Here is a 23,110-nt window from a genome sequence, read left to right on the forward strand (position 1 = left end):
ATGACTGTCATCGCCCGCGAAAGCGGGCGATCCAGTATTCCAGAGGCGGTTGTTATTGAACCGATAGGCTGCGGCGTACTGGATGCCCCGGTCAAGCCGGGGCATGACAGATTGCTTTGCGGGGCCGCTTTTACGCCACCGCTTCCTTGGCCTTTTCGGCGCGCTTGCGGTCGTTCGGATCGAGATGCTTCTTGCGCAGCCGGATCGACTTCGGCGTCACCTCGACGAGCTCGTCGTCCTCGATATAGGCCAGCGCCTTTTCCAGCGTCATCCGGATCGGCGGCGTCAGGCGCACCGCCTCGTCCTTCGAGGTGGTGCGGATGTTGGTGAGCTGCTTGCCCTTCAGCACGTTGATCTCGAGATCGTTGTCGCGGGTGTGCTCGCCGACGATCATGCCCTTGTAGACCTTCCAGCCCGGCTCGATCATCATCGGGCCGCGGTCTTCCAGCTTGAACATCGCGTAGGCCACCGCTTCGCCCTGGTCGTTGGAGATCAGCACGCCGTTGCGGCGGCCCTGGATCTCGCCCTTGTAGGCGGCATAGCCGTGGAAGATGCGGTTCATGATCGCGGTGCCGCGGGTGTCGGTGAGCAGTTCGCCCTGGTAGCCGATCAGGCCGCGGGTCGGCGCGTAGAACACCAGCCGCAGGCGGTTGCCGCCGGACGGGCGCATCTCGATCATCTCGGCCTTGCGCTCGCTCATCTTCTGCACGACGACGCCGGAATGCTCCTCGTCGACGTCGATCACGACTTCCTCGATCGGCTCTTGCCAGACGCCGGCTTCGTCCTTTTGCAGCACGACGCGCGGGCGCGACACCGAGAGCTCAAAACCCTCGCGCCGCATGGTCTCGATCAGGATCGCGAGCTGCAATTCGCCGCGACCCGAAACTTCCATCGAGTCCTTGTCGGCGGCTTCGACGACGCGCAGCGCGACGTTGCCTTCGGCCTCACGCAGCAGACGGTCGCGGATCATGCGGCTCGTCACCTTGTCGCCTTCAGTGCCGGCGAGCGGCGAATTGTTGACGATAAAGGACATCGACACCGTCGGCGGGTCGATCGGCTGCGCCTGCAACGGGGTGTCGACGGACGGATCGCAGAACGTATCGGCGACGGTGCCCTTGGTCAGGCCAGCAATCGCGACGATGTCGCCGGCTTCGGCTTCATCGAGCGGCGTGCGCTCGATGCCGCGGAACGCGAGGATCTTGCTGATGCGGCCCTGCTCGATCAGCTTGCCGTCGGCGCCCAGTACCTTGACGGCCTGGTTGGGCTTGATGCTGCCCGAGGAGATGCGGCCGGTGATGATGCGGCCGAGGAAGTTGTTGGCCTCGAGGATGGTGCCGATCATCCGGAACGGACCTTGCTCGACCTGCGGCGGCGCCACGTGGCGCACGATCAGGTCGAACAGCGGCTGCATGCCGGCGTCCTTCGGTCCATCCGGGCTATCCGCCATCCAGCCCTGCTTGGCCGACCCGTACAGGATCGGGAAGTCGAGCTGCTCTTCGCTGGCATCGAGCGCCGCGAACAGGTCGAACACCTCGTTGATGACTTCGGTCGGTCGTGCGTCGGGACGGTCGACCTTGTTGATCACAACGATCGGCTTCAGTCCGACCTTGAGTGCCTTGGAGACCACGAACTTGGTCTGCGGCAACGGACCTTCGGCGGCGTCGACCAGCACCAGCGCGCCATCCACCATGTTCAGGATGCGCTCGACCTCGCCGCCGAAATCGGCGTGGCCGGGGGTATCGACGATGTTGATGCGGATGTCTTTCCACTGCACCGAGGCGGCTTTCGCCAGAATGGTGATGCCGCGCTCGCGCTCCAGATCGTTGGAGTCCATGGCGCGCTCCGCAACCTTCTGGTTTTCGCGGAAGGTGCCGGATTGCTGCAGCAGGCGGTCGACGAGGGTGGTCTTGCCGTGGTCGACGTGGGCGATGATGGCGACGTTGCGAAGGTTCATGGCTCTTCTTCTGGTCGTGCAATGGTCAGATGCGCGATCTCGCCGAACCGATTTGGCCGGCCGCTCGCTCACGTGGCCCAATCGGGGCCCGGATCACGCTCATACCCAAGAAATTTGACGGGGACGCATCACCCCAAAAAGGAAGCCCGGTCAGAGGACCGGGCACCTTGCGCGTTGCGGCGCAATATAGTCAGAAAACGCCAAAAAACAACGGTTTGTTGGCGGTCTGGGAAGCTGATTTCGAGCCGGGAACCCGGGTTCTAACGGGTCAGAGCCCTGATTCGGCATCATTTCCAGGCCTGCCCGGATGATCAGCCCGAGCCCGTACAGCGATCAATGCCGACCTCTACCGCCCGGTGATCGCGGCGCGGATCAGCATCACGCCGGCAAAACCGACCAGCAGGCCGAGCAGGACCAGAGAAAGGATGGAGGGGTCGGGGCGCGACGAGGTCAGGGTGCCGACCCCGAACAGGATCGCGCAGAGCCCGGGGAGCAGCAGGAACACCCCGAACAGCGCCATGAAGGCGGTCGCGCAGCCGCCGCGTCGGGGCGGCAGCGGGGGAGGCAGCGAGGGCGGCGATCCATCCGGATTGATAGGCCTGCTGTCATCGCTCATCGCGGCACCTCCTCGCCCTGCCGCGCCTCGCGATAGGTCTGGCCGGCCAGGCTTGCGCGGATGCCGTCGATTTTTCCGTCGCGATAGAACAGGTTGTAGGTGTCGAACGGGATGATCGCGCCGCTTTCGGTGACGAAGTGGATGCAGCTTCGCTTGACGTTGCCGACGCAGAAGTTGAAGCGATCGAGGAACTGCACGATGGTGACGCGGAACACGTTCTCGTAGGTCAGCCCCTCCGGCACTTCGAAGCTCGGCAGGCAGCACAACAACTCGCAGACCCGCTCCGAGGTGTTCAGCGGCCCCGACGACAGCGAGAACAAATCGACGAATTTTTCCCGCAGCACCGGATATTTCTCCGGGCTGATCGTGTTCGGCATCACGGCGACGAGCTGCTCCTGCGGGATCAGCGAGGTCAGCGGCAGCACCTTGTCGCCGCTGCGCAGGCCGTAACCGATCGAGACGCTTTCGGGATTGCACGGCAGCGGGATCATGTCCTTGTCGCCGAACACTCCGGTTTCGATCACGCGCTGGCGGATCTCCGACAGCATGATGCGGTCGGTATCTTTGTTGAAGGCCTCGTTGCGGCCGGCGTCCTGCACCGGCTGCAGCGTGACGCCGCGGACACACTTCCAGGTCAGCGCATGACGGATGATGTCGCCGATTTCGGCGTCGTTGACGCCGCGCTTGATGGTGGCGACCAGCGTGGTCGAGACGCCGTAACGCTCGAGATTTTCCAGCGCCTGCTGGCGGATCTTGCGCAGATCGGCGCCGCGCAGATTGACCAGTGCCTCGCGCTTCAGCGAATCGAACTGCAGATAGACCTCCAGCCCGCGCTTGTTCGCGGCGAGCTTCGCCACGAAATCCGGCTCGCGCGCGATCCTGAGGCCGTTGGTGTTGATCATGACGTGGCGGATCGGGCGGGCGCGCACCGCATCCAGGATCGCGAAGAAATCCGGATGCAGCGTCGGCTCGCCGCCGGAGATCTGCACCAGGTCGGGCTCGCCCTCGCTCGCCACCAGCGCGTCCAGCATTGTCTCGATCTTGGCCAGCGGCGTGAAGCTTGAGCGTGCCGGCGAGGAATCCGCAAAGCACACCGGGCAGGTCAGGTTGCAGTGCTCCGTGATCTCGATCAGCGCCAGGCAGGAGTGCTGCTCATGGTCGGGGCACAGCCCGCAATCATAGGGACAGCCGAATTCGGTGTGGCGCTGGAAGGCGAGCGGCCGGTCGCCGGGCTTGATGAAGTCCTTGCACAGCCGCCAATAGGCCTGGTCGGTCGAGACCAGCGTCGACTGCACGCCGTGCTGCTTGCAGCGTTTCTCGTACCAGACCTCGTTGCCTGAGATCTGGATCTTGGTCGGCACCAATGTCAGGCAGGTCTCACAGAGCGACTGGGTCTGGCCCCAGAAGATGTAGGGGCGGGCCTTACGCAGCGGCGCGTTCATGCTTCACACTCACATTCGGCGCCGTCGCCAGCATGACGGCGGCATAGACCATGACAAACAGCGACAGCAGGTGGAACAGCGAGAACGGGCCGATCAGCGTGCCGTAGGGTTTGATGAACTCCCACAGGAAGCGCTGCAGGCCATAGTAGAACAGCACGAGGTAGAATCCATTGGTGATCACAGCGGCGTTGCGGTTCAATACGGCCCAGACGTAGAAGGCCGCGAACGCCGCCATTGCCAGGCTTTCATAGAGCTGCACGGGATGGCGCAGGATGCCGTCGCCGAAATCGTGGCCCCAGGGCAGCGTGGTCGGCGTGCCGTAGGTGAAATCCTCGAGCCCCGCGAAATAGCAGCCGAGCCGGCCGACCGCGATGCCGAGCGCGAGCGGGAGTGCGAAGCGCGCCCCGGTGCGCAGCGCAATGCCGTGCAGCCATTTGTAGAGCTCGATCGCGATGACGCCGCCGGCCAGCGCACCCTCGACCGAGCGGGCGATACCCGACATGCCCGAGAACCACAGGTTCAACGTGCCGAAGATGTAGGCGCCGATGCCGGCGCCGAACACCAGTGCGGCGATGTAGGGCAGCTCGAAGGATTGCCGCGGGAATTGCAGCCCGGGCCGGCGCGACAGCCACCACATGGCGATCGCGGCCGCGCCCCATGCTGCGATGTCGAAGATCGCGTGAAGTTCAGCCCCGCTCATCAGGCGAGTGTAGCGTGATTTTCGCGGCCCGCGATAGATGTTCCCCCTCGCCCCGCACTTGCGGGGAGAGGTCAGCTTGGCATCAATTGGCCGGGTTGTCCTCGCTCGGATACACCCCGCGCAGCACTTCCTCGAAGTGATCCTTCACCGCCTCGTTGCACATGCAGGAGCGTAGCTTGAGCTTGTCGGGATCGCGGATCACGATCGCGCCGCGGCGGGTATCCAGCACCCCTTCGGCCTTGAAGTTCTGGATCACCCGGCTGGTGTAGCTGCGGCCGACGCCGAGCAAGGTCGAGAGCTGCTCATGCGTCAGCGGCACCACGCCATTGCCATTGGTGCGTTCCATCGCCGACATGATCCATTTCGCGGCGCGCTGCTCGATCGAATGGATCGCGTTGCAGGCGGTCGACTGGAAAATCTGCGCCAGCATGCAGTCGGCATAGCGCGCGAAGATGTTGCGCACCGAGATCGAGGTCAGCTTGGCGGCGTCGAGCTTGCTGATCGGCAGCCGCACGAACGGCCCCCCGAACTTGACGGTGATGCGTGTGTACGCCGGCAGGAAGCCCTGGCTGACGATGCCGCCGACCGCGCCCTCGCGGCCGACCAGGATGGTTTCGACATCGCGCCCGTCCTCGTTGGCCACCATGTAGGACGCAAGGCTCGGTCCGCATGGGAAATGCACGATCTGGACGTCGTCGCCGGGATTGTAGAGCAGCTCGCCGGCCGCGGCCTCGACCTCCGCAAGATGCGGCGCGAGCAGCGCGTAGTCGGCGGCATTCAGCCGGCGCAGGAGATTGTTGAACGGCCGGTCGCTCGTCCCGGCCAAATCGGTCCGTTTGGCAATCATTGGAAAATCCTGGAAACCCAACGCCGACCATACTGAAAAAGTTCCAGCTTTTATGTTCACTAGTGAACAGACGCGACGGCGCGCGATGTGGTGGGTTTCATCCCGGGAACAGCCGGCGTGCTTTCGGGCGCCGGTCGCGGGCCATCCGGCCGGACTGATCCGGTCTCTCATCCATCATCGAAGAATTGGACACCGCGTCATGGAATCCGCTCCCAATGCCGGCATGCCCGGCGACGTCCTCGTGGTCGAGGACGACCCGATCATCTCGCTCTATTTTGAGGACACCATCCTGGGCTTCGGCGCCCGGACGGTGCGCACCGCCGCGAACGTCGCCCGCGCGCTTGAGCTGATTGCCGAACGCGCGCCGGATTTCGCGCTGCTCGACGTCGGCCTCGTCAGGGGCGAGAAGACGTTCGTGATCGCCGAGCGGCTCGATGCCCTGAAAGTGCCTTTCGCTTTCATCACGGGCTACGGCGCGGACATCAGGCTGCCGGAATCGCTTGCCGACAAGCCGCGGCTGGCCAAGCCGTGTTCGAGCGAGACGCTCGAGGCTGCGCTGAGAAACGAACTTTGACCGATTGCCGGGATTCGGCCTCGCGGTCTACGATCCGGGATGTCGGATTCGGTGACGCACGGGCCTCGGGAAGCCGTCATGGCAATCAGGATGGCGATCGGGATATCTGCCGCTGCGCGCGCCGCGGCGCTCTCTCTCGGACTGCTGCTTGCGCCGGTTGCGGCGGGTCCTGCCATTGCTGAGCCAGCCGCCCTCACGAGCGAGCAATCGGCCGCGCTCAAGGCCTACGACAATGCGCTGAAGAATTTCGTCTCGATCATGCGCCAGCGCCGCGCGCAGATCGATGCCGGGCAGTCGCTGCCGAACCTGCCGGGCCAGGCGATCTATCTGGCCCGTGTCGAGATGATGAGCACCTACAAGGATCTCACCGATGCGCTGCCGGCGCGGATCGGAAGGCCCAACAGGCTGGGAATCCCTCCGGCCTATTTCGATGCCGACAATGAGCCGCTGCTCGACGAGTACAAGACGCTGTTCGACGTCATGGAGGCGCCGCCCGCCGGTGCGCAAAGCTCCGATACGCCGTTCAAGGACGTGGTCGACCTGGCGACAGTGATCGCGCGCGCCAGGGGGCTCGATGCCGCTGACGCCGCTGTCGCCGGCCGTATCAGCCTTGGCCTGTTCTTTGCCGAGACGAACGGCAAGCAGAATGCCGGAAATGCGCGGTCGAACACCTACAAGGGCAGCCTGCAGACCGGCCCGTCCGAAGATCGCAACGGCCAGAAGAAGTGGGCCGCCATCAAGGGGTCGATCGCGGCCCTCGATCCTGCGCTGAGCCGTCGCGACGACAAGGAAGAGGCCCGAGCCGGCAATCTCGACCATCGGTTCAATCACTGGACCGCGGTGCGCGACGCGCTCATGAACGCACACGCGGACGTTTTCCCGCAGGTTCCGGCGATCGCAAAGGCGCTGCCCGATCCGATCGATCAAATGAAGCTCTTCGAGCTGATCCAGATCATTCCGACCCCGACGCGGGCCGCGCTGAAGTCGGGCAATCTGGTCGGCTACCGAATTTCCGACCCCAGGATCATGGGATATCTGCGCAACAACAGCATCTTCGCGTTCGGCCGGGCCGACAGGGCAAGAACATCGGCGACCTTCCGCGAAATCCTCGATGCGATGTGGCTGTTCAACGCCAAGTTCGAACAGGCGCTTGCCAGGCTCAAGGAGATCAAGGCAGGCAATCCAGGCTGAGTGGACGTCAGAGCGGACCGAGCAGGACCCACCGCGGGTCGCAGAACTCCTTCACGGCAGAGGCGACGCCGCTGGCGATCGCGTTGCGGCGCTCGGGCGAACCCATCTTGAGTTCCTCCTCCCGGTTGATGATCGAGCCCGCCTCCAGCAGGACGGCAGGCATCGCGGTCTTTCTCAGCACGATCAGCTCGTCATAGCTGTAGACGCCGGTGTCCTTGTTCAGCAGCGGATGCTGGTCGCGGCCCATGATGGGCTGGCTGTATTGCTCGGCATAGTGCAGCCCCTGGGCCTTCATTTCGCCGGCAACCAGTTCGGCGAACCGCAGGCTTGTCTTGAAGTCCGGATTCTCCCGGGACACGAACACGGAGTAGCCGCTGAAGCGGTCGCTGAAGTGGCTCTTCTTGCCCTCGAATTCCCAGTCCTCGAGCATCTTGTTGGGCACGGAGTCGTGGTGGATCGACAGCAGCAGATCCGCGTGCAGATTGTTGGCGGCGGAGACCCGCCTGAACAGGCTGGGTCTCGCTTTGCCTTCGGTGAGAAGCAGCCTGGTTCCGGTAAAGCCTTCGGCCTTCAAGGTCTCCTCGATCTGCCGCGCAAGGCGTAGGTTGAAGTTGAATTCGGCGACGTTGCGCGCGCTCATCGCGCCTTCCGATTCCGCGGTATGGCCGACATCGAGGACGACCCGGAATGTCGCGGGATCGCATTTGCCTGCGGTCGGCTTGAGAGCGGAAGGTGGCAGGGCGACCGGTCCCAGCGCGGCGAGCCGCGTGACGCGGTGCTTGGCTGGCGCGCGGTGCTTTGCGAGCTTGGCCGGCCTTGTCGCTGTCGCGCGCTTGGGCGGCTTGGCGTGCTTGGGTGAGCTCTTGAAGAAATCCGGCAGCCAGCCGGCCTCGCTGATGTCGGTCGGCAGCAGCGCGAGCACCGCTATCGCAACAACAAGCAGGCGGCGAGGCCGAAGCCCCGCGACGATGCCACCGAGCACGCGAACGGATTCGCAGCGCCTCATGCTCCGCCCCTCCGGGCCCCCAGCATAACGGCTCTGTCACCGGTACCGGAAGAGGCAGGTCGCGTCCATCCCCTGTCAATCGCGCCGCCCTTGCCTCACGCCAGGGCGGCGTCCGGTTCCGTCGCAGCTGCGGGGCGATTACACCGGCTTCGGATCGAGCGTGATGGCCCACAGCTCGGCGTCGACGCGATCGCGCAGGCTCACCGTCATCTGCCCGCTCTTGCCGTCGATCTTGACGTGGCCGAAGAACTGCATGCCGGCCGACGGCGGCAGGTTCTGGTTGGCTTCGCCCGGCGCCTTGACGAACTTCACCTCGGGACCAAACGTGTTGTCGAGCTCGTTCGGCCCGAACGTGCCGGCGTGCAGCGGGCCGGAGACGAATTCCCAGAACGGATCGAACTCCTGGAACTGGGCCTTGTTCGGATTGTAGTAGTGCGCGGCCGCATAGTGCACGTCGGCGGTCAGCCACACCGTGTTGACGATCCCGGCGGTCTTGATGAAGCGCAGGATGTCGGCGATCTCGAGCTCGCGGCCGCGCGCCGGTCCGTCGCCCTGCGCAAACGCCTCCGAGCCCTTCTTGTTGGTCGCATCGTCATAGACGATCAGCGACAGCGGCATGTCGGAGGCGATCACCTTCCAGGTGGCGCGCGAGTTGAGCAGCGCGCGCTTCAGCCAGGCCATCTGGTCGGGTCCGATGAAATAGGCATCGGGACCGTAGGTCTCCTGCAGGTTCGGACCATTCGGGCCGCGATAGCTGCGCTCGTCGAGCATGAAGACGTCGAGATGCGGACCGTAGCTCAGCGTGCGATAGACCCGGCCGGGCTCGACGATGCTCTCGCGCATCGGATACATCTCGTGGAAGGCCTTTGCCGCGCGCGCGGCGAGCACGGTGATGTCGCGCTCCTTGTAGGCCGCCGGCAGCTGCTTCGACAGCGACCAGTTGTTGGTCACCTCGTGATCGTCCCACTGCACGAAGATCGGCACCTCGGCATTGAAGGCGCGCAGATTGCTGTCGAGGAAATTGTATTTGTGCGCGGCGCGGTACTCGTCGAGCGTCTCGGCGACCTTGGCCTTCTCCGGGATCGTGATGTTCTTCCAGATCTTGCCGTCGGGGAGCTTCACCTCGGACGGGATCACGCCGTCGGCGTAGATGGTGTCGCCGGAATGCAGCAGGAAATCCGGATTGTGCTTCTTCATCGCGGCGAAGGTGATCATGCCGCCGTCGTCGGGGTTGATGCCCCAGCCCTGGCCGGCGACGTCGCCGCCCCACACGAAGGAGACGTCGCGGCGATCGCTCGGCGCGGTACGGAAGCGGCCGACCACAGGCTCGCCGGCAATGTCGATATGGGCGAGGTCGCGGAAGCGGACCCGATAGAAGATGTCCTGGCCGGACGGCAGGTTCTCCAGCAGCATCTTTGCCGTGAAGTCGCTCTCCGGCAGCGCCGTGATCGGCGGCAGCGCGCGGGCGTCCTTGAACGATTCCGTGGTGGCGACCTCGACCATCATCTGCGACGGCCGGTCCGCGCGCGCCCACACCACACCGCCGTCGATGCCGACATCGCCGGACTGCACGCCATGGGTGATCACGGGGCGATCGGCGGCGCGCGACAGATACGGCATCGCGATCACGCCGACGCCGGCCGCAGCCGTGGTGGAAAGAAAGCGTCGGCGGGTGAGGTTTCGCGAGAACCGGATCGTCATGGGGGCCTCCTTAAGGTCACAGCGACAATGCGACGCGGGCGAGCAGAGAGGTAGGAAAATTCCATGACGGTGAGATTACAGCGGGCGTGGTCAGGCGCGGCGGGTGACCGCTTTTGGGGATGTGAGGGAGAAATTTTCCCCTCGTTTGGCTAGTTCAAGTAGGCGGCGATGCCGCAGATGATCAGCATCACAGCGAACGCTGCGAGACCGAGATAGAATTCTCGCACTGAGAAAACCTTAAAGGCATTTAGCCATGATGAGGGGGAAAACACCGTTATATTGAGCCTGCGTCTCAGGCGGTCTTGCATCAAAGCGTAAAAGCCTAGCGCCACGCACATTGCAACGCCCAACGCTACACCAGTGAAAGTGTTAAGCAGCATGCCGTCTACTAGACCCTGCAACCAGCACCAGTCACGCTTTTTCGTCTGTTTGCACCACCGGTCGTCTCCGCCGTCATTCCAGGAACGACGCTCAAGAACCGGACGCGAGTAACCAAGTTACGCCGTGCCCGCCGCCCTGAATTGCGTCGCAGTCCGCTGCAGATTCTGCGGCATGCTCAGCAGCAGCGCCTTGCGGTCGGCAACCGCGTTGTGGAACTGCTCCAGCGCGATGTTGAATGCGGTCAGCGTGCCTTCCTCGATCGCGCCATGCTCGAAGCAGTCCAGCGTGTGGCGCAGGATGTCGTCGGCCTCCGCCTGCAACTGGTCGAGCTCTTCGGTCGAATCGCTCTGCCGCGCGGTCTTCAGCATCTCGAGCAGGCGCTCGCGCTGCGAGGTGTTGGTGTTGCGCTCGTCCTGCTTGAGATAGCCGGCGAACCACGCGCCGGCCGAGCCCATCGCGGAGAACGCCATCAGACTCCACCAGATGTAGTCGCTGTAGCGGTCGAGGAAGGTCTTCTCCTCGCCGTCGACGAAGGCGGCCGCGCCCGGATGTACCGGAATGGTGGCATCCTTGTCGGTGTCGGGGGTCTCGATCTTGGCGGCGAGCGGGAAGTCGTTCTTGAGCGACTGCCGGATCGCGAACAATTGCCGGGTGAAGGCTGCGACCGTCGCGTCCGACAAGCCCTTCCGCGCCACGATGTGGTGCGAGAAGCTGATCGTCTTCACCTCATCCTCGGGCCGGTCGGCCGAGCCGAGCGAGCCGGCGGGGATTTCAGCGGCCTCATAGGCCGGATGGTTCTGCGCGATCGCCTCGGACGCATCGATCGGAAGGAAAGTCGGCTCGCCGCCGTCCTTGGTCGATGCCGTGATCGCATCGATCGTGACTTTGCTGTTGGCCGGGCCGACGGCGAGATAGGCGTCGGCCTTCAGGTTCTTGATGGCGTCGACCGCCTCATTGGCCGGGAATTGCACGATCTCGACCTTCATCGGGTCGACGCCGTATTGCGTCAGGATCAGCTTCAGCAGATTGACATTGGCGGGGGTACGGCCGACGACGCCGATCTTGCGGCCGGCGAGTTGCGCGATCTTGGTGATCTTCGCAGCCTTGCGGCCCTTGCCCTTTGCAGAGGGTGGAACCCACATCACCACGACATTCTTGCGCAGCACCGCGACGGCTTGTGCGTTCTTCGGCACGTCGAGGTCGCCGCGAATGATGGCGAGATCGGCCTTGCCGTCGGCCAGCGTCTGCGCGCTGGCGCTGGCGCCGTCGGTCTGCACCGGTCGGAGTTTGACCTGGGTATGCTGCTGGTTGTTGAAGGCCTGCGCCAGCGCCTGCACGACCTTGAGGTCATCGCTGTTCGCAGGGCCGACCGCGATCTTGAGCGTCACCGGACGCACCGCGAAATAATAGCCGGCGATCAGCGCGCCGACGATGGCGAGCGCGCCTGCGATCAAAACGAACATCAGCCGGCGCTTGGCGGAGCGCAACGGCTTGGGCGATATGCTGGCGGAGCCGTCTGTCATCGATCTCGCAAACAATCGTCGGGGCTCAATCTCGCAAAACTACCAACGCGCACATATCCTGCTTTTGTAGCAAATTCCTGGGCCCACAGATGTTACATCTCCGTCATGGTTACCAGCGGCGATAGGACGCGATTTCGGCCCTAATTTCGGCTTGGATCCCATCCCGGAGGCCGCTTGGCAGGGCGTTTTCCCGCGAAGTGGACACCGGTTCGCGCGAGAAAACGCGTCAAACCTGGAATCTAGAGCCCCGTTCCGATTCAATCGGAACGGAAAAGGCTCTAGGTTAAGGTCGGCGGCAAACGGGAGTGTTACCATGGTCGAAAAGCTGTCAGCGGAAGCAACAAAGGCCGCGCTCTGGGAACTGGCCGGCTGGACCGAGCTGGCCGGACGCGAGGCGATTGCAAAGACCTTCGTATTCAAGGACTTCAACGAGGCCTTCGGCTTCATGGCGCGCGCTGCCCTGGTCGCCGAGAAGAACGACCATCACCCGGAATGGAAGAACGTCTACAAGACGGTCGAAGTCGTGCTGGCGACCCACGACGTCGGCGGGGTGACCAAGCGCGATATCGACCTCGCCAAGGCCATGAATGCGATCGCAAGGCAGCTCGGGGTCAACTGACCCTGCTGCTCCACAACCTTGCGGCCGCCATTCGACGTCCCCAGATTCGTAAGCGTTCGCCGCAGGAGTAGGGAACCTTGCGATGGCAACGACTGAACACAGCGTGGGATTTGAGCCTGCCGACCGGCTGGCGCAGGACCGCGAGAGCGTGCGCCGCCGCTTCTGGGTCAAGTTCAAGAAAGTGGTGATCCGGCTGCCCTTCGCCGAGGATCTGCTGGCCGCCTATTACTGCGCGTTCGACCGGCAGACGCCGCGCCATGTGCAGGCGGCTCTGCTCGGCGCGATCGCCTATTTCATCCTGCCGTTCGATTTCATCCCGGACATGTTGCCGGTGCTCGGCTTCACCGACGATGCCGCGGTGCTCGCCACCGCGATCCGCATGGTGGCAAGCCACATTACGCCGGAGCACCGCGAAGCCGCACGCGCTGCGCTGAAGCGCGGGGTGCCTGAAAACGCGGAATAAGCTGTGGCCCGGATGAATCGAAGCGCAATCCGGGTTCTCCTCACAGTCGAACGAGCAGTCCCGGATTTCGCTACGCTCCATCCGGGCTGCACGATCCCGCTCAGCTGCCCGGATGCAGGATCACCTTGCCCATCGCCTTGCGGCCGGCGAGCACCTTCAGCGCTTCCGCGGTCTGCGACAGCGGGAAGGTGCGGTCGACATGCGAGGAGATCTTCCCTTCCGCAGTCCACTGCACGAGCTTCTCGAGGTTCTTGCGGTTCTTCTCCGGATTCTGCCGCGCCCACGCGCCCCAGAACACGCCGCGGATATCGCAGCCCTTCAGCAGCGCGAGGTTGAGCGGGATCTTCGGAATGTCGCCGGCGGCAAAGCCGATCACCAGGAAGCGGCCTTCCCATGCGGTCGAGCGCAGCGCGGCTTCGGCATAAGAGCCGCCGACCGGATCGAACACGATGTCGGCGCCCTTGCCGTCGGTGAGCTTGCGCAACCCTTCCTTGAGATCTTCCTTGGCGTAGTTCAGCGTCAGCTCGGCGCCGTGCTGCTTGGCGAAGGCGAGCTTCTCGTCCGACGATGCGCAGGCGATCACCTTGAGGCCCATCAGCTTGCCGAGCTCGCATGCCGCAAGGCCGGTGCCGCCGGCGGCCCCTAACACCGCGAGCGTTTCGCCCGGCTTCGGGCTGGCGCGATCTTCCAGCGCATGCAGCGCGGTGCCGTAGATGATGATGATTCCTGCGGCGCGGTCGTAATCGAGATTGTCGGGAATCTTCACGATCGTATTCGCCGGCAGCGCGATCTTGTCGCGCGCACCGTTGTGGCCGCATGACGCCACGACGCGATCACCGACTTTGAGATCAGTGACACCAGCGCCGACGCTCTCGATCACACCGGCGACTTCGGCAGCCGGTGAGAACGGGAACGGCGGCTTGATCTGGTACTTGCCCTGGATCATCAGGATGTCGAAGAAGTTCAGCGCCGCCGCCTTGATCGCGATCACGGCTTCGCCGGGACCCGCCACCGGATCGGGCACGTCCGCCAGCACGAGATCGTCGGGTTGACAGTATTGCGAGCAGAGGATGGCTTTCATGGACACACCTGAGTTTCGGACGCAGAAAGAGCTGCAAGATCTTGGACTACAAGCTTCATGCCGGATTTGCGGCGGAGCGACAATACAGTGCGGAGGGATCAAACTATGTTTGAAAAAGGCCTGCTAGCGAAAAAGCGCATCCTGATCACCGGCGGCGGCTCCGGCCTTGGCGCCGCGATGGGCGCCCGCTTTGCCGAACTCGGCGCCGAACTGATCATCTGCGGGCGGCGCGAGGCGCTGCTGGAGGAAACCGCAGGCAAATTCCGCAGCGCGTTCGGCGCCAGGGTCTCGACCGCGCGCTGCGATATTCGCGATGGCGCCGCGGTCGAGGCGATGATGGACCAGGTGTGGCAGGACGCGCCGATCGACGTGCTGGTCAACAATGCTGCCGCAACCTTTATTGCGCAGAGCGAACATTTGTCATTCCGCGCCGCGGACGCGATCCTCGCACCGACCCTGCATGGAACGATGTACTGCACGCTCGCCGCCGGCCGCCGCTGGATCGAAGGCAAGCACAAGGGCGTGGTGCTCTCGATCCTGTCGACCTCGACCATCACCGGCCGCGCCTTCACGGTGCCGTCGTCGATGGCCAAGACCGCGGTGCTGGCGATGACCAAGAGCCTCGCCGTCGAGTGGGGCCCGAAGGGCATCCGCACCGTGGCGATCGCGCCGGGTGCATTCCCGACGCCGGGTGCGACCGGTCAACTGCGTCCCGAAGGGCGCGGCGAGACCTGGTCGCATCGCAATCCGCTCGGCCGTGCCGGCGAGCATTCGGAGCTTGCTAATCTCGCGACCTTCCTGATCTCGGATCAGGCCGGCTACATCAATGGCGAGATGGTGGTGCAGGACGGCGGCTCGCATTTGCGCAGTTCCGGTGCCGAGGACCTGCTGCAATGGACCGACGCGCAGTGGGAGAGCCAGCGCGCGGCGCGCGCCAAGGGTTGATGAAGGCTGATGCGCGATCACAAGCGCTGAGTAAGAATGGATGCGCGTGCGGCTGTGGCCGAGGCGCATCCAGGCCGAACTGCCTTCCCAAAAAAGCGTTTCCCGGTTATCCATCCAAGCCGGCGGAGGGGGAATCGCCGGGCCATCTTGCAGTCACAATGATGGGGGAACCAGTTGGCCGTGCGGCAGATTCTGACATCACTGGCGGCTTGTGTCCTGTGCGGGATCATCTCCCTCGCGCCGACGCAGGCTGCGCCCAAGAAAGATGCGGCCAAGGAAGCGGCCAAGCCGGCGCCTTCGGCCGCCGCGGCTGCGGCCGGCGGTGCGGAGCCGACCTTGATCGGCCAATTCGGCACCTGGGGCGCGTACACCGCCTCGCCCAACGGCAAGAAGGTGTGCTTTGCGCTCGCCAAGCCGTCCTCGTCGAAGACCAATCCGCCGAACCGGCCGCGCGATCCGGCCTATGCCTTCATCTCCACCCGTCCGGCGGAGAAGGTCGTCAACGAAGTCTCGATCATGATCGGCTACACCGTGAAGCCGGGCTCGGAATCGACGTTGCAGGTCGGCGGCGGAACCTATGCGATGTACACGCAGGGCGATGGCCTCTGGATCAAGAATGCGGCCGAGGAGGAGCGGATGGTGGAAGCCATGCGCAAATCGGCCGATCTGACGGTAAAAGCCGTCTCGGCGAAGGGTACCGAGACGATCGACAGCTTCTCGCTGAAGGGCTTGGCGCAGGCGCTCGACCGGCTGGGGCAGGACTGCCGGCGCTAGGGCCGGCTCGGAAACGCAAAATCGAGGTATTTCGTGGCTTTCCAGCACCGGCTGGAAGGCCTATTTGAGGTTTCATGACCGACACCGCAACCACCAAGGCCGGGTCCGGCGCCAGCGCGCTGGTCGAAAAAGTTCCGCTCGAGACCTATGTGCCGCCGGCCAAGCCGTCGCTGATCGGGCTGTCGCGCGCCGAAATAGCCGATCGCCTGGGCGAGATCGGCGTGCACGCCGGCCAGCGCAAGATGCGCACCCAGCAGCTCTGGAACTGGATGTATTTCCGCGGCGCCAAGAGCTTTGCCGAGATGACCAACGTCTCGAAGGACATGCGCGCCGAGCTCGAGAAGCATTTTACCGTCGACCGTCCCGAGGTGGTCGCCGAGCAGATCTCCAATGACGGCACGCGCAAATGGCTGCTGCGGCTGCCGAGCGGCGACAAGGTCGAGCGGGCGCATGAGGTCGAGTGCGTCTACATCCCCGAGACCGATCGCGGCACGCTGTGCGTTTCCTCGCAGGTCGGCTGCACCCTGAACTGCTCGTTCTGCCACACCGGCACGCAGCGGCTGGTGCGCAACCTCACTGCCGGCGAGATCGTCGGCCAGGTGATGGTGGCGCGCGACCGGCTGAACGACTGGGCCGACCGCGAGGACGGCACGCGCCGCGTCACCAACATCGTGATGATGGGGATGGGTGAGCCGCTCTACAATTTCGACGCGGTGCGCGATGCGCTGTTGATCGTCGGCGACAATGAAGGCATCGGCATTTCCCGCCGCCGCATCACGCTGTCGACCTCGGGTGTTGTGCCGAACATCAAGCGCACCGGTGATGAGATCGGCGTGATGCTGGCGATCTCGCTGCATGCGGTGCGTGACGAATTGCGCAACGAGCTGGTGCCGCTGAACCGCAAATATCCGATCAAGGAGCTGTTGCAGGCCTGCCGCGATTATCCCGGCGCCTCGAATGCACGGCGCATCACCTTCGAATATGTGATGCTCAAGGGCGTCAACGATTCGCTCGATGACGCCAAGCTCCTGGTGAAGCTGCTCAAGGGCATTCCGGCGAAGATCAATCTGATCCCGTTCAATCCGTGGCCGGGCACGGCCTACGAATGCTCGGACTGGGAGCAGATCGAAAAGTTCTCCGAATACATCTTCAACGCCGGCTATTCCTCGCCGGTGCGCACCCCGCGCGGCCGCGACATCCTCGCCGCCTGCGGCCAGCTCAAGTCGGAGACCGAAAAGCTCTCCGCCCGCGAGCGCCAGGCGCTGCGCGCGATGGCGATGACGGATTGAAAGCCGTGAGCGACAACGCTCCCCACGGCGTCATTGCGAGCGAAGTGAAGCAATCCATGTCCGAGCTTGCTGAAGGATGGATTGCTTCGTCGCTTCGCTCCTCGCAATGACGGAGGAGTGCTAGCATGGCCTTGATCGGCCGCCTGTTCGTCGTCGCGTTCGGTTTCCTGATGGCCTGCTTCGTGGCCGGGATCATCGTGGTCGGCGCGGTGCTGTATCCCGAGATCTCCGATTTCGGCGGCCAGATCGACCAGAGCGCGATCGACATCGTGCTCGGCTTCGGCTTCATCTTCATCTCCGGCTTTGCGCTGTTGCCGGCGCTGATCGTGGTGCTGATCACCGAAGCGTTCTTCATCAGGAGCGTGCTAGCTTATGCGATCGGCGGTGCGATCGTCGGCGCAGCCTGCTATCTCGGCCTGATCCCGTTCGATCCCGATACGGTGCAATTCCACGGCATCGTGCGCCGGCACATGGAGATCATGACCGGCGCCGGCATCGTCGCGGGTCTGGTGTACTGGCTGATCGCCGGCCGCACCGCCGGCGCCTGGCGCGAGCCGCCACGCCCCCTGCCGCCGCCCCCGCCATTGCCGTCGCAATCGCCGCGGCCGTGAAGCTTCCCATGCCCTCTCGCCTCGGCTAAACCGCGCGCCATGAACCGGACCGGACTTTTCATTGCGCTGGCGCTGGCGCTCGTCGTCGGCATCCTGTTCGGGATTTATCCCGAGCTCGACCTCAAGCTGGCGGCGCTGTTCTACAATGCCGCGCAGAACACCTTCCCCGTGAAGCTCGATACGGTGGCGCAGTTCGCGCGCGATGCGGCGATGTGGATCGCATGGGCGCTGGTGCTGCCGGCGATCGTGACCATCGTCTGGAAATTCATCCGGCCGGACCGGCCGATGCTGATGTCCGGCCGCGCCGCGGTGTTCCTGCTCACCACGATGCTGCTCTCGGCCGGCGTGCTCACCAACCTCACCTTCAAGAACTATTGGGGCCGGCCGCGGCCGGTGTTCGTGACGCAGTTCGGCGGCGACCTTGCATTCAAGCCGTGGTGGGACCCGCGCGGCGGCTGCCCGCGCAACTGCTCGTTCTTCTCCGGCGAGGGCGCCACCGCGTTCTGGACCTACGCGCCGGCGGCGCTGACGCCGCCCGCCTGGCGGCCGCTGGCCTTTGCCGGGGCGACCGTGTTCGGCATCGTCACCAGCGCCCTTCGCATGGCCTTCGGCGGTCATTTCTTCACCGATGTCGCGATCGCCGGCCTGGTGTCGTTCTTCACCGTCTGGCTGTTTTATGCGCTGATCTACCGCTGGGCGGCGACTCGGTTGACCGACGCCCAGGTCGATGCCGCGCTGACGCGGCTCGCGATGCCCGGCTACCGCTGGATGCAGCGCTGGCGCCGCGGCGGCAAGGCGGAGCCCAGCCAGCCCGAGGCTTGATCAGGGGCCTGATTAAAGGCGTGCCCCCGCTTCGGAAATTTGTTATCGCGACTTCCAGAAACCTCATCCATTTCGACCGATTGGACTGTCCCATGAGCACGATTCTGAAAAGCCTGCCCACTGGCGAAAAAGTCGGCATCGCGTTCTCGGGCGGGCTCGACACCTCGGCGGCGCTGCTCTGGATGAAGCTGAAGGGCGCCAAGGTGTTCGCTTACACCGCCAATCTCGGCCAGCCCGACGAGGCCGATTACGATGCGATCCCGCGCAAGGCGATGGATTTCGGCGCCGAGAAGGCGCGCCTGGTCGACTGCCGCACCCAGCTGGTCCACGAAGGCATTGCCGCGATCCAATCCGGCGCGTTCCATATCTCGACCGGCGGCATCACCTATTTCAACACCACGCCGCTTGGCCGCGCGGTGACCGGCACCATGCTGGTCGCGGCGATGCAGGAGGACGGCGTCAACATCTGGGGCGACGGTTCGACCTTCAAGGGCAACGACATCGAGCGCTTCTATCGCTACGGCCTGCTGACCAATCCGAGCCTGCGCATTTACAAGCCCTGGCTCGACCAGCAGTTCATCGACGAGCTCGGCGGCCGCGCCGAAATGTCGGCCTTCATGACCGCGCAGGGCTTCGCCTACAAGATGAGCGCGGAGAAGGCCTATTCGACCGACAGCAATCTGCTCGGCGCGACGCATGAGGCCAAGGATCTCGAGAGCCTGTCGAGCGGCATCACCATCGTCAATCCGATCATGGGCGTGCCGTTCTGGCGCGCCGATTGTGATGTGAAGCCCGAGAAGGTCGTGGTGCGCTTCGAGGAAGGCCAGCCGGTCGCGCTGAACGGCAGGAGTTTTGCCGATCCGGTCGCGCTGTTCCTGGAAGCCAATGCGATCGGCGGCCGCCACGGCCTCGGCATGAGCGACCAGATCGAGAACCGCATCATCGAGGCCAAGAGCCGCGGCATCTACGAGGCGCCCGGCATGGCGCTGCTGCACATCGCCTATGAGCGGCTGGTCACCGGCATCCACAACGAGGATACGATCGAGCAGTACCGCATCAACGGCATGCGGCTCGGCCGCTTGCTCTATCAGGGCCGCTGGTTCGATTCGCAGGCCTTGATGCTGCGCGAGACCGCGCAGCGCTGGGTCGCGAGCGCCGTCACCGGCGAGGTGACGCTCGAACTGCGCCGCGGCAACGACTACTCGATATCAAACACCGAGAGCCCGAACCTGACCTATGCGCCGGAGCGGCTCAGCATGGAGAAGGTCGAGGACGCCGCCTTCACGCCGGCCGACCGCATCGGCCAGCTCACGATGCGCAACCTCGACATCGCCGACACCCGCGCCAAGCTCGGCGTCTATAACAAGACCGGACTGATTTCGAGCGGCGAAGGCGCACAGATTTTCCAGCTCAAGAACGACAAGGATTGAGCTGGGGCTGCCCGTCGTCGCACACTTGCTGTCGTCCCGGCGAAAGCCGGGACCCATAACCACAGGATCGCGTTGTTAGAGCGAGCTGTGGCTCCAGCGTTGCGCAACAATTGACGGTCGTGGTTATGGGTCCCGGCTTTCGCCGGGACGACGCGGGGAGAGGGCTGGGCTTACTTCACCCTCAGCGCATCCAGCAGCGAGCCGAACGCCCGCGCATAGTCCGTGCCGGTCTTGCCGATGTCGGGCCCCGCGGACACCGCGACCGCTGCTTCCGTCACCGCACCCAGCAACAGCCGCGCCAACGGCTCGATCGGTTGTTTCGCGATCACGCCGGCCTCCATCGCGGCCGCCAGCGCGCGCGGAAACTTGCCGCCGAAATGTTTGGCGTCGATCTCGCGCCAGCGCTCCCAGCCGAGCACGGCCGGGCCATCGCGCAGGATGATCTGCCCGGTCGGGCCCTTCGCGCACGCCGCGAAATAGCCCTGTGTGCCCGCGGCCATCGCCGCGAGTGGATCGTTCTCGGCGCGCGAGATGCGGTCGAGATCGGCGACGAGGTCGATCGACACCTGCTCGAACACCGCCTCGAACACCGCCTCCTTGGTCGCGAAGTGATGATAGACCGCGCCCTTTGCAACCCGCGCGCCGCTTGCGATGTCGTCCATCGTCGCGGCCGCAAAGCCGCGCTCGCCAAAGATGCGGCGCGCCGCCTTGACGATCGAGGCTCTGGTCTTCTCGCGCCGTTCGGCCTGGGTTGCCATCACGCATGTCTAGCCCAGGTTCCGCAGCGACGCCAGTTGACTTACAGACTATCAGTCGGTATTTACCGACCAATAGTCGGTAAATGGAGAGTGCCATGCCTTCCCTCAAGACGCTGCAAGCCTTCGCGGACACGGTCGAAGCCAACGACCATGTCGGCGCCATCAGGAACTTCTACTCCGCCGATGCCCGCACCCAGGAGAATGACGGCGAATGGCGCGTCGGCCGCGAGGCGCTGGCGGCGCGCGAGGCGGCGGTGCTGGCCGCGGTCTCCGGTGTCAAGACCACGCGGCTCGGGCCGTTGCTGCTCGACGGCGACCATTCGGCGATCTGCTGGCGGTTTGAATTCACGGCTAAGGACGGCAAGGTCCGCAGCATGGAGGAGGTCGCCTGGCAGACCTGGCGCGGCGAGGAATTGGTCGAGGAGCGCTTCTTCTACGATCCGCAGCAGATGGCGCGCTGACCCGCCGCCCGCCGTTGCGGCAATAGGTCCCGCCGCCGCCTCATTGCGGCGTCATCCGCCACCATTAGCCTCCGCCCCCGACGCGCAGTGTACGCAAGGGGCGGAGCATCGATCATGATCAAGTCAGTCGCTGGCGTGGCGGTCACGCTATTGTTGTCGGCTACGGCCGCGCTCGCCCAGACCATCTATCCGATCGATCGTGCGGATATTCTCGTCGGCGCGAAATTCGACTTCAAGGTCGAGCTTGCCGGCGTCGTCGATCAGGCCAGGTTGAAGGTGACGCTGAACGGCGCGGACTATGCCGCGGTGTTCGGCCAGAGCGGCATCTTCACCGCGCGCGAAGCCGGCAAGGACCAGTCGGCCTTGCTGCTCCGTGATGTCTCGCTCGACAACGCCGGCCCGATGACCGTCGAAGTCAGCGACGGCACGCAGAGCCGCACCGTGACCTGGACCGTCTACGACAGCGGACCGCGCAAGGCGAAGAACGTGATCTTGTTCATCGGCGACGGGATGTCCCCGGCACACCGCGTCGCCGCGCGAATCCTCTCCAAGGGAATTGCGGAAGGCAAGAGCCGCGGCAAGCTCGCGATCGACGACATGCCGCAGATGGCGCTGGTCGCGACCGCGGGCTCGGATTCGATCATCACCGATTCCGCGAATGCCGCGAGTGCCTACGCCACCGGCCACAAGGCCGCGGTCAACGCGCTCGGCGTCTACGCCGATCGCACGCCCGATCCGCTCGATGATCCCCGGGTCGAGACCATCGCGAGCCTGGCCAAGCGCCGGGCGGGCCTCGCCATCGGTATCGTCACCAACACCGAAGTCGAGGATGCCACGCCGGCCGCGATGCTCGCGCATACCCGCCGCCGCGCTGCCTATGACGCGATCGTCGCGCAATATTTCGACGCCAAACCCGACGTGCTGATGGGCGGCGGCTCCGCGAACTTCCTGCCGCAGTCCGCGGCGGGATCGAAACGCAAGGACGATATCGATTATCTCGCGCGCTTCCGCGACGCCGGCTATCCGCTTGCGACCACGGCAAGCGAGCTGAATGCGCTCGCAGCCAAGCCGGACACCCGCAAACTCCTCGGTCTATTCGCGACCGGCAACATGGACGGCGCGCTCGACCGCAAGTTCCTCAAGGGCGGCGGCGTCAAAAAATTCCCCGAGCAACCCGACCTGACCGCGCAGGTCCAGGCCGCGCTCACAATCCTGTCGAAGCACGAATCCGGCTTCTTCCTGATGGTCGAGTCCGGCCTGATCGACAAATACGCCCATCTGCTCGACATGGAGCGTGCGGTCTACGACACCATCATGCTCGACAATGCGGTGCGATTGGCCAAGGACTGGGCCAAGGCGCGTGGCGACGATACGCTGATCCTGGTCGTGGCCGACCACAACCATCCGAACAGCCTGGTCGGCACCATCAACGACGACATGGCGGCCGTGCCCAACGTACCGCTGCGCGAGCGCGTCGGCGTCTACGAGAAGGCCGGCTTTCCGAACTACCCGGCGCCCGATGCCGAGGGTTATCCGTCCCGTGTCGATGTCTCCAGGCGGCTCGCGATCTTCTCGGCCAGCCTGCCCGACCATTACGAGACGTTCCGTCCCAAGCTCGACGATCCGAACGAGCCGACCGTGAAGGGCGATGCGCCCGACACCTTCAAGGCCAACGACAAATACAAGGACGTTCCCGGCGTCGTGCTGCGCTTCGGCAATCTGCCGGCGATGATCGGTGCCAGCGTGCATTCCGGCGAGGATGTCATCCTCACCGCCACCGGGCCGGGCAGCGAGCGCGTCCACGGCTCGATGGACAACACCGAGGTGTTTCGCGTGATGGTCGAGGCGCTGGGGCTGGGCGCGGGGAAATAAATTCGCCGTCATTGCGAGGAGCCACCCGGTCCTGGATGACGGGCTTCGCT

At 64.4% G+C, this 23,110-nt stretch carries 22 protein-coding genes; 12 read left to right on the forward strand and 10 right to left on the reverse strand.

Going from position 1 to position 23,110, the window contains the following annotated elements; all coding sequences use genetic code 11:
* Window positions 1–130: 130 nt before the first annotated feature.
* The 5 genes from typA to ACTUWL_RS16800 all read right to left on the reverse strand — a co-directional run bounded on the left by typA (window position 131) and on the right by ACTUWL_RS16800 (window position 5,559).
* Window positions 131–1,954, reverse strand: a complete 1,824-nt coding sequence (gene typA, locus ACTUWL_RS16780; protein WP_021078239.1) for a translational GTPase TypA — start codon at window positions 1,952–1,954, stop codon at window positions 131–133.
* Between the two features lie 346 nt (window positions 1,955–2,300).
* Complete coding sequence (locus ACTUWL_RS16785; RefSeq protein WP_021078240.1) at window positions 2,301–2,570, reverse strand: hypothetical protein; 270 nt, start codon at window positions 2,568–2,570, stop codon at window positions 2,301–2,303.
* Window positions 2,567–4,012: a radical SAM protein gene (locus tag ACTUWL_RS16790; protein WP_021078241.1), complete on the reverse strand. Its 1,446-nt coding sequence runs from the start codon at window positions 4,010–4,012 to the stop codon at window positions 2,567–2,569. Before ACTUWL_RS16790 ends, ACTUWL_RS16785 begins: the two co-directional genes overlap by 4 nt.
* Window positions 3,993–4,712, reverse strand: coding sequence for a prolipoprotein diacylglyceryl transferase (locus ACTUWL_RS16795; RefSeq protein ID WP_021078242.1), 720 nt, complete (start codon window positions 4,710–4,712; stop codon window positions 3,993–3,995). The genes ACTUWL_RS16790 and ACTUWL_RS16795 overlap by 20 nt, the downstream gene beginning before the upstream one ends.
* An 82-nt stretch (window positions 4,713–4,794) precedes the next feature.
* Window positions 4,795–5,559, reverse strand: a complete 765-nt coding sequence (locus tag ACTUWL_RS16800) for a Crp/Fnr family transcriptional regulator (RefSeq protein ID WP_021078243.1) — start codon at window positions 5,557–5,559, stop codon at window positions 4,795–4,797.
* 199 nt (window positions 5,560–5,758) lie between these two features.
* On the opposite strand from ACTUWL_RS16800, the gene ACTUWL_RS16805 reads away from it, so the two are divergent.
* Window positions 5,759–6,133 carry a response regulator gene (locus ACTUWL_RS16805; protein WP_021078244.1) on the forward strand — a complete coding sequence of 125 codons (375 nt, stop codon included), beginning with the start codon at window positions 5,759–5,761 and terminating at the stop codon, window positions 6,131–6,133.
* A gap of 90 nt (window positions 6,134–6,223) precedes the next feature.
* Window positions 6,224–7,324: a hypothetical protein gene (locus ACTUWL_RS16810; protein ID WP_035650892.1), complete on the forward strand. Its 1,101-nt coding sequence runs from the start codon at window positions 6,224–6,226 to the stop codon at window positions 7,322–7,324.
* 7 nt (window positions 7,325–7,331) lie between these two features.
* Here ACTUWL_RS16810 and ACTUWL_RS16815 read toward each other — a convergent pair whose 3' ends face one another.
* The 3 genes from ACTUWL_RS16815 to ACTUWL_RS16825 form a co-directional block, all read right to left on the reverse strand.
* Window positions 7,332–8,330, reverse strand: coding sequence for an N-acetylmuramoyl-L-alanine amidase family protein (locus ACTUWL_RS16815; RefSeq protein WP_021078246.1), 999 nt, complete (start codon window positions 8,328–8,330; stop codon window positions 7,332–7,334).
* Window positions 8,331–8,468: 138 nt separating this feature from the next.
* On the reverse strand, window positions 8,469–10,031 hold the full coding sequence (locus ACTUWL_RS16820; RefSeq protein ID WP_021078247.1) for an alkaline phosphatase D family protein: 1,563 nt from the start codon (window positions 10,029–10,031) through the stop codon (window positions 8,469–8,471).
* Between the two features lie 497 nt (window positions 10,032–10,528).
* Window positions 10,529–11,935: a TAXI family TRAP transporter solute-binding subunit gene (locus tag ACTUWL_RS16825; RefSeq protein WP_021078249.1), complete on the reverse strand. Its 1,407-nt coding sequence runs from the start codon at window positions 11,933–11,935 to the stop codon at window positions 10,529–10,531.
* Between the two features lie 313 nt (window positions 11,936–12,248).
* Between ACTUWL_RS16825 and ACTUWL_RS16830 the strand changes: the two genes are divergently transcribed.
* Both ACTUWL_RS16830 and ACTUWL_RS16835 read left to right on the forward strand, forming a co-directional pair.
* The gene (locus ACTUWL_RS16830; protein WP_021078250.1) at window positions 12,249–12,554 is read left to right on the forward strand and encodes a 4a-hydroxytetrahydrobiopterin dehydratase; all 306 of its coding nucleotides are present in this window, start codon (window positions 12,249–12,251) and stop codon (window positions 12,552–12,554) included.
* An 82-nt stretch (window positions 12,555–12,636) separates the two neighbouring features.
* Window positions 12,637–13,017, forward strand: coding sequence for a YkvA family protein (locus ACTUWL_RS16835; RefSeq protein ID WP_021078251.1), 381 nt, complete (start codon window positions 12,637–12,639; stop codon window positions 13,015–13,017).
* A gap of 100 nt (window positions 13,018–13,117) precedes the next feature.
* Here the strand turns inward: ACTUWL_RS16835 and ACTUWL_RS16840 are convergent, their stop codons facing one another.
* Window positions 13,118–14,098: an NADPH:quinone oxidoreductase family protein gene (locus ACTUWL_RS16840; RefSeq protein WP_021078252.1), complete on the reverse strand. Its 981-nt coding sequence runs from the start codon at window positions 14,096–14,098 to the stop codon at window positions 13,118–13,120.
* A 105-nt stretch (window positions 14,099–14,203) separates the two neighbouring features.
* Here ACTUWL_RS16840 and ACTUWL_RS16845 point away from each other — a divergent pair, with 105 nt between their 5' ends.
* The 6 genes from ACTUWL_RS16845 (at window position 14,204) to argG (ending at window position 19,969) form a co-directional block, all read left to right on the forward strand.
* Window positions 14,204–15,043, forward strand: a complete 840-nt coding sequence (locus ACTUWL_RS16845; RefSeq protein WP_021078253.1) for an SDR family oxidoreductase — start codon at window positions 14,204–14,206, stop codon at window positions 15,041–15,043.
* A gap of 180 nt (window positions 15,044–15,223) precedes the next feature.
* Window positions 15,224–15,817 carry an invasion associated locus B family protein gene (locus ACTUWL_RS16850; protein ID WP_373011371.1) on the forward strand — a complete coding sequence of 198 codons (594 nt, stop codon included), beginning with the start codon at window positions 15,224–15,226 and terminating at the stop codon, window positions 15,815–15,817.
* Window positions 15,818–15,891: 74 nt separating this feature from the next.
* A complete protein-coding gene (rlmN, locus tag ACTUWL_RS16855; protein WP_021078255.1) occupies window positions 15,892–17,106 on the forward strand; it encodes a 23S rRNA (adenine(2503)-C(2))-methyltransferase RlmN in 1,215 nt (404 codons plus the stop codon).
* 125 nt (window positions 17,107–17,231) lie between these two features.
* Complete coding sequence (locus ACTUWL_RS16860; protein WP_021078256.1) at window positions 17,232–17,717, forward strand: hypothetical protein; 486 nt, start codon at window positions 17,232–17,234, stop codon at window positions 17,715–17,717.
* A 39-nt stretch (window positions 17,718–17,756) separates the two neighbouring features.
* Window positions 17,757–18,539, forward strand: a complete 783-nt coding sequence (locus ACTUWL_RS16865; RefSeq protein WP_021078257.1) for a phosphatase PAP2 family protein — start codon at window positions 17,757–17,759, stop codon at window positions 18,537–18,539.
* Window positions 18,540–18,631: 92 nt separating this feature from the next.
* A complete protein-coding gene (argG, locus tag ACTUWL_RS16870; protein ID WP_021078258.1) occupies window positions 18,632–19,969 on the forward strand; it encodes an argininosuccinate synthase in 1,338 nt (445 codons plus the stop codon).
* 170 nt (window positions 19,970–20,139) lie between these two features.
* Here argG and ACTUWL_RS16875 read toward each other — a convergent pair whose 3' ends face one another.
* Entirely contained in the window at window positions 20,140–20,727 is a 588-nt protein-coding gene (locus ACTUWL_RS16875) for a TetR/AcrR family transcriptional regulator (RefSeq protein WP_021078259.1), read from the reverse strand.
* Window positions 20,728–20,822: 95 nt separating this feature from the next.
* Between ACTUWL_RS16875 and ACTUWL_RS16880 the strand changes: the two genes are divergently transcribed.
* Both ACTUWL_RS16880 and ACTUWL_RS16885 read left to right on the forward strand, forming a co-directional pair.
* A complete protein-coding gene (locus ACTUWL_RS16880; RefSeq protein WP_021078260.1) occupies window positions 20,823–21,188 on the forward strand; it encodes a hypothetical protein in 366 nt (121 codons plus the stop codon).
* Window positions 21,189–21,302: 114 nt separating this feature from the next.
* Window positions 21,303–23,060 carry an alkaline phosphatase gene (locus ACTUWL_RS16885; RefSeq protein WP_021078261.1) on the forward strand — a complete coding sequence of 586 codons (1,758 nt, stop codon included), beginning with the start codon at window positions 21,303–21,305 and terminating at the stop codon, window positions 23,058–23,060.
* Window positions 23,061–23,110 lie beyond the last annotated feature (50 nt).

The sequence above is a fragment of the Bradyrhizobium sp. WCU1 genome, assembly GCF_053474805.1.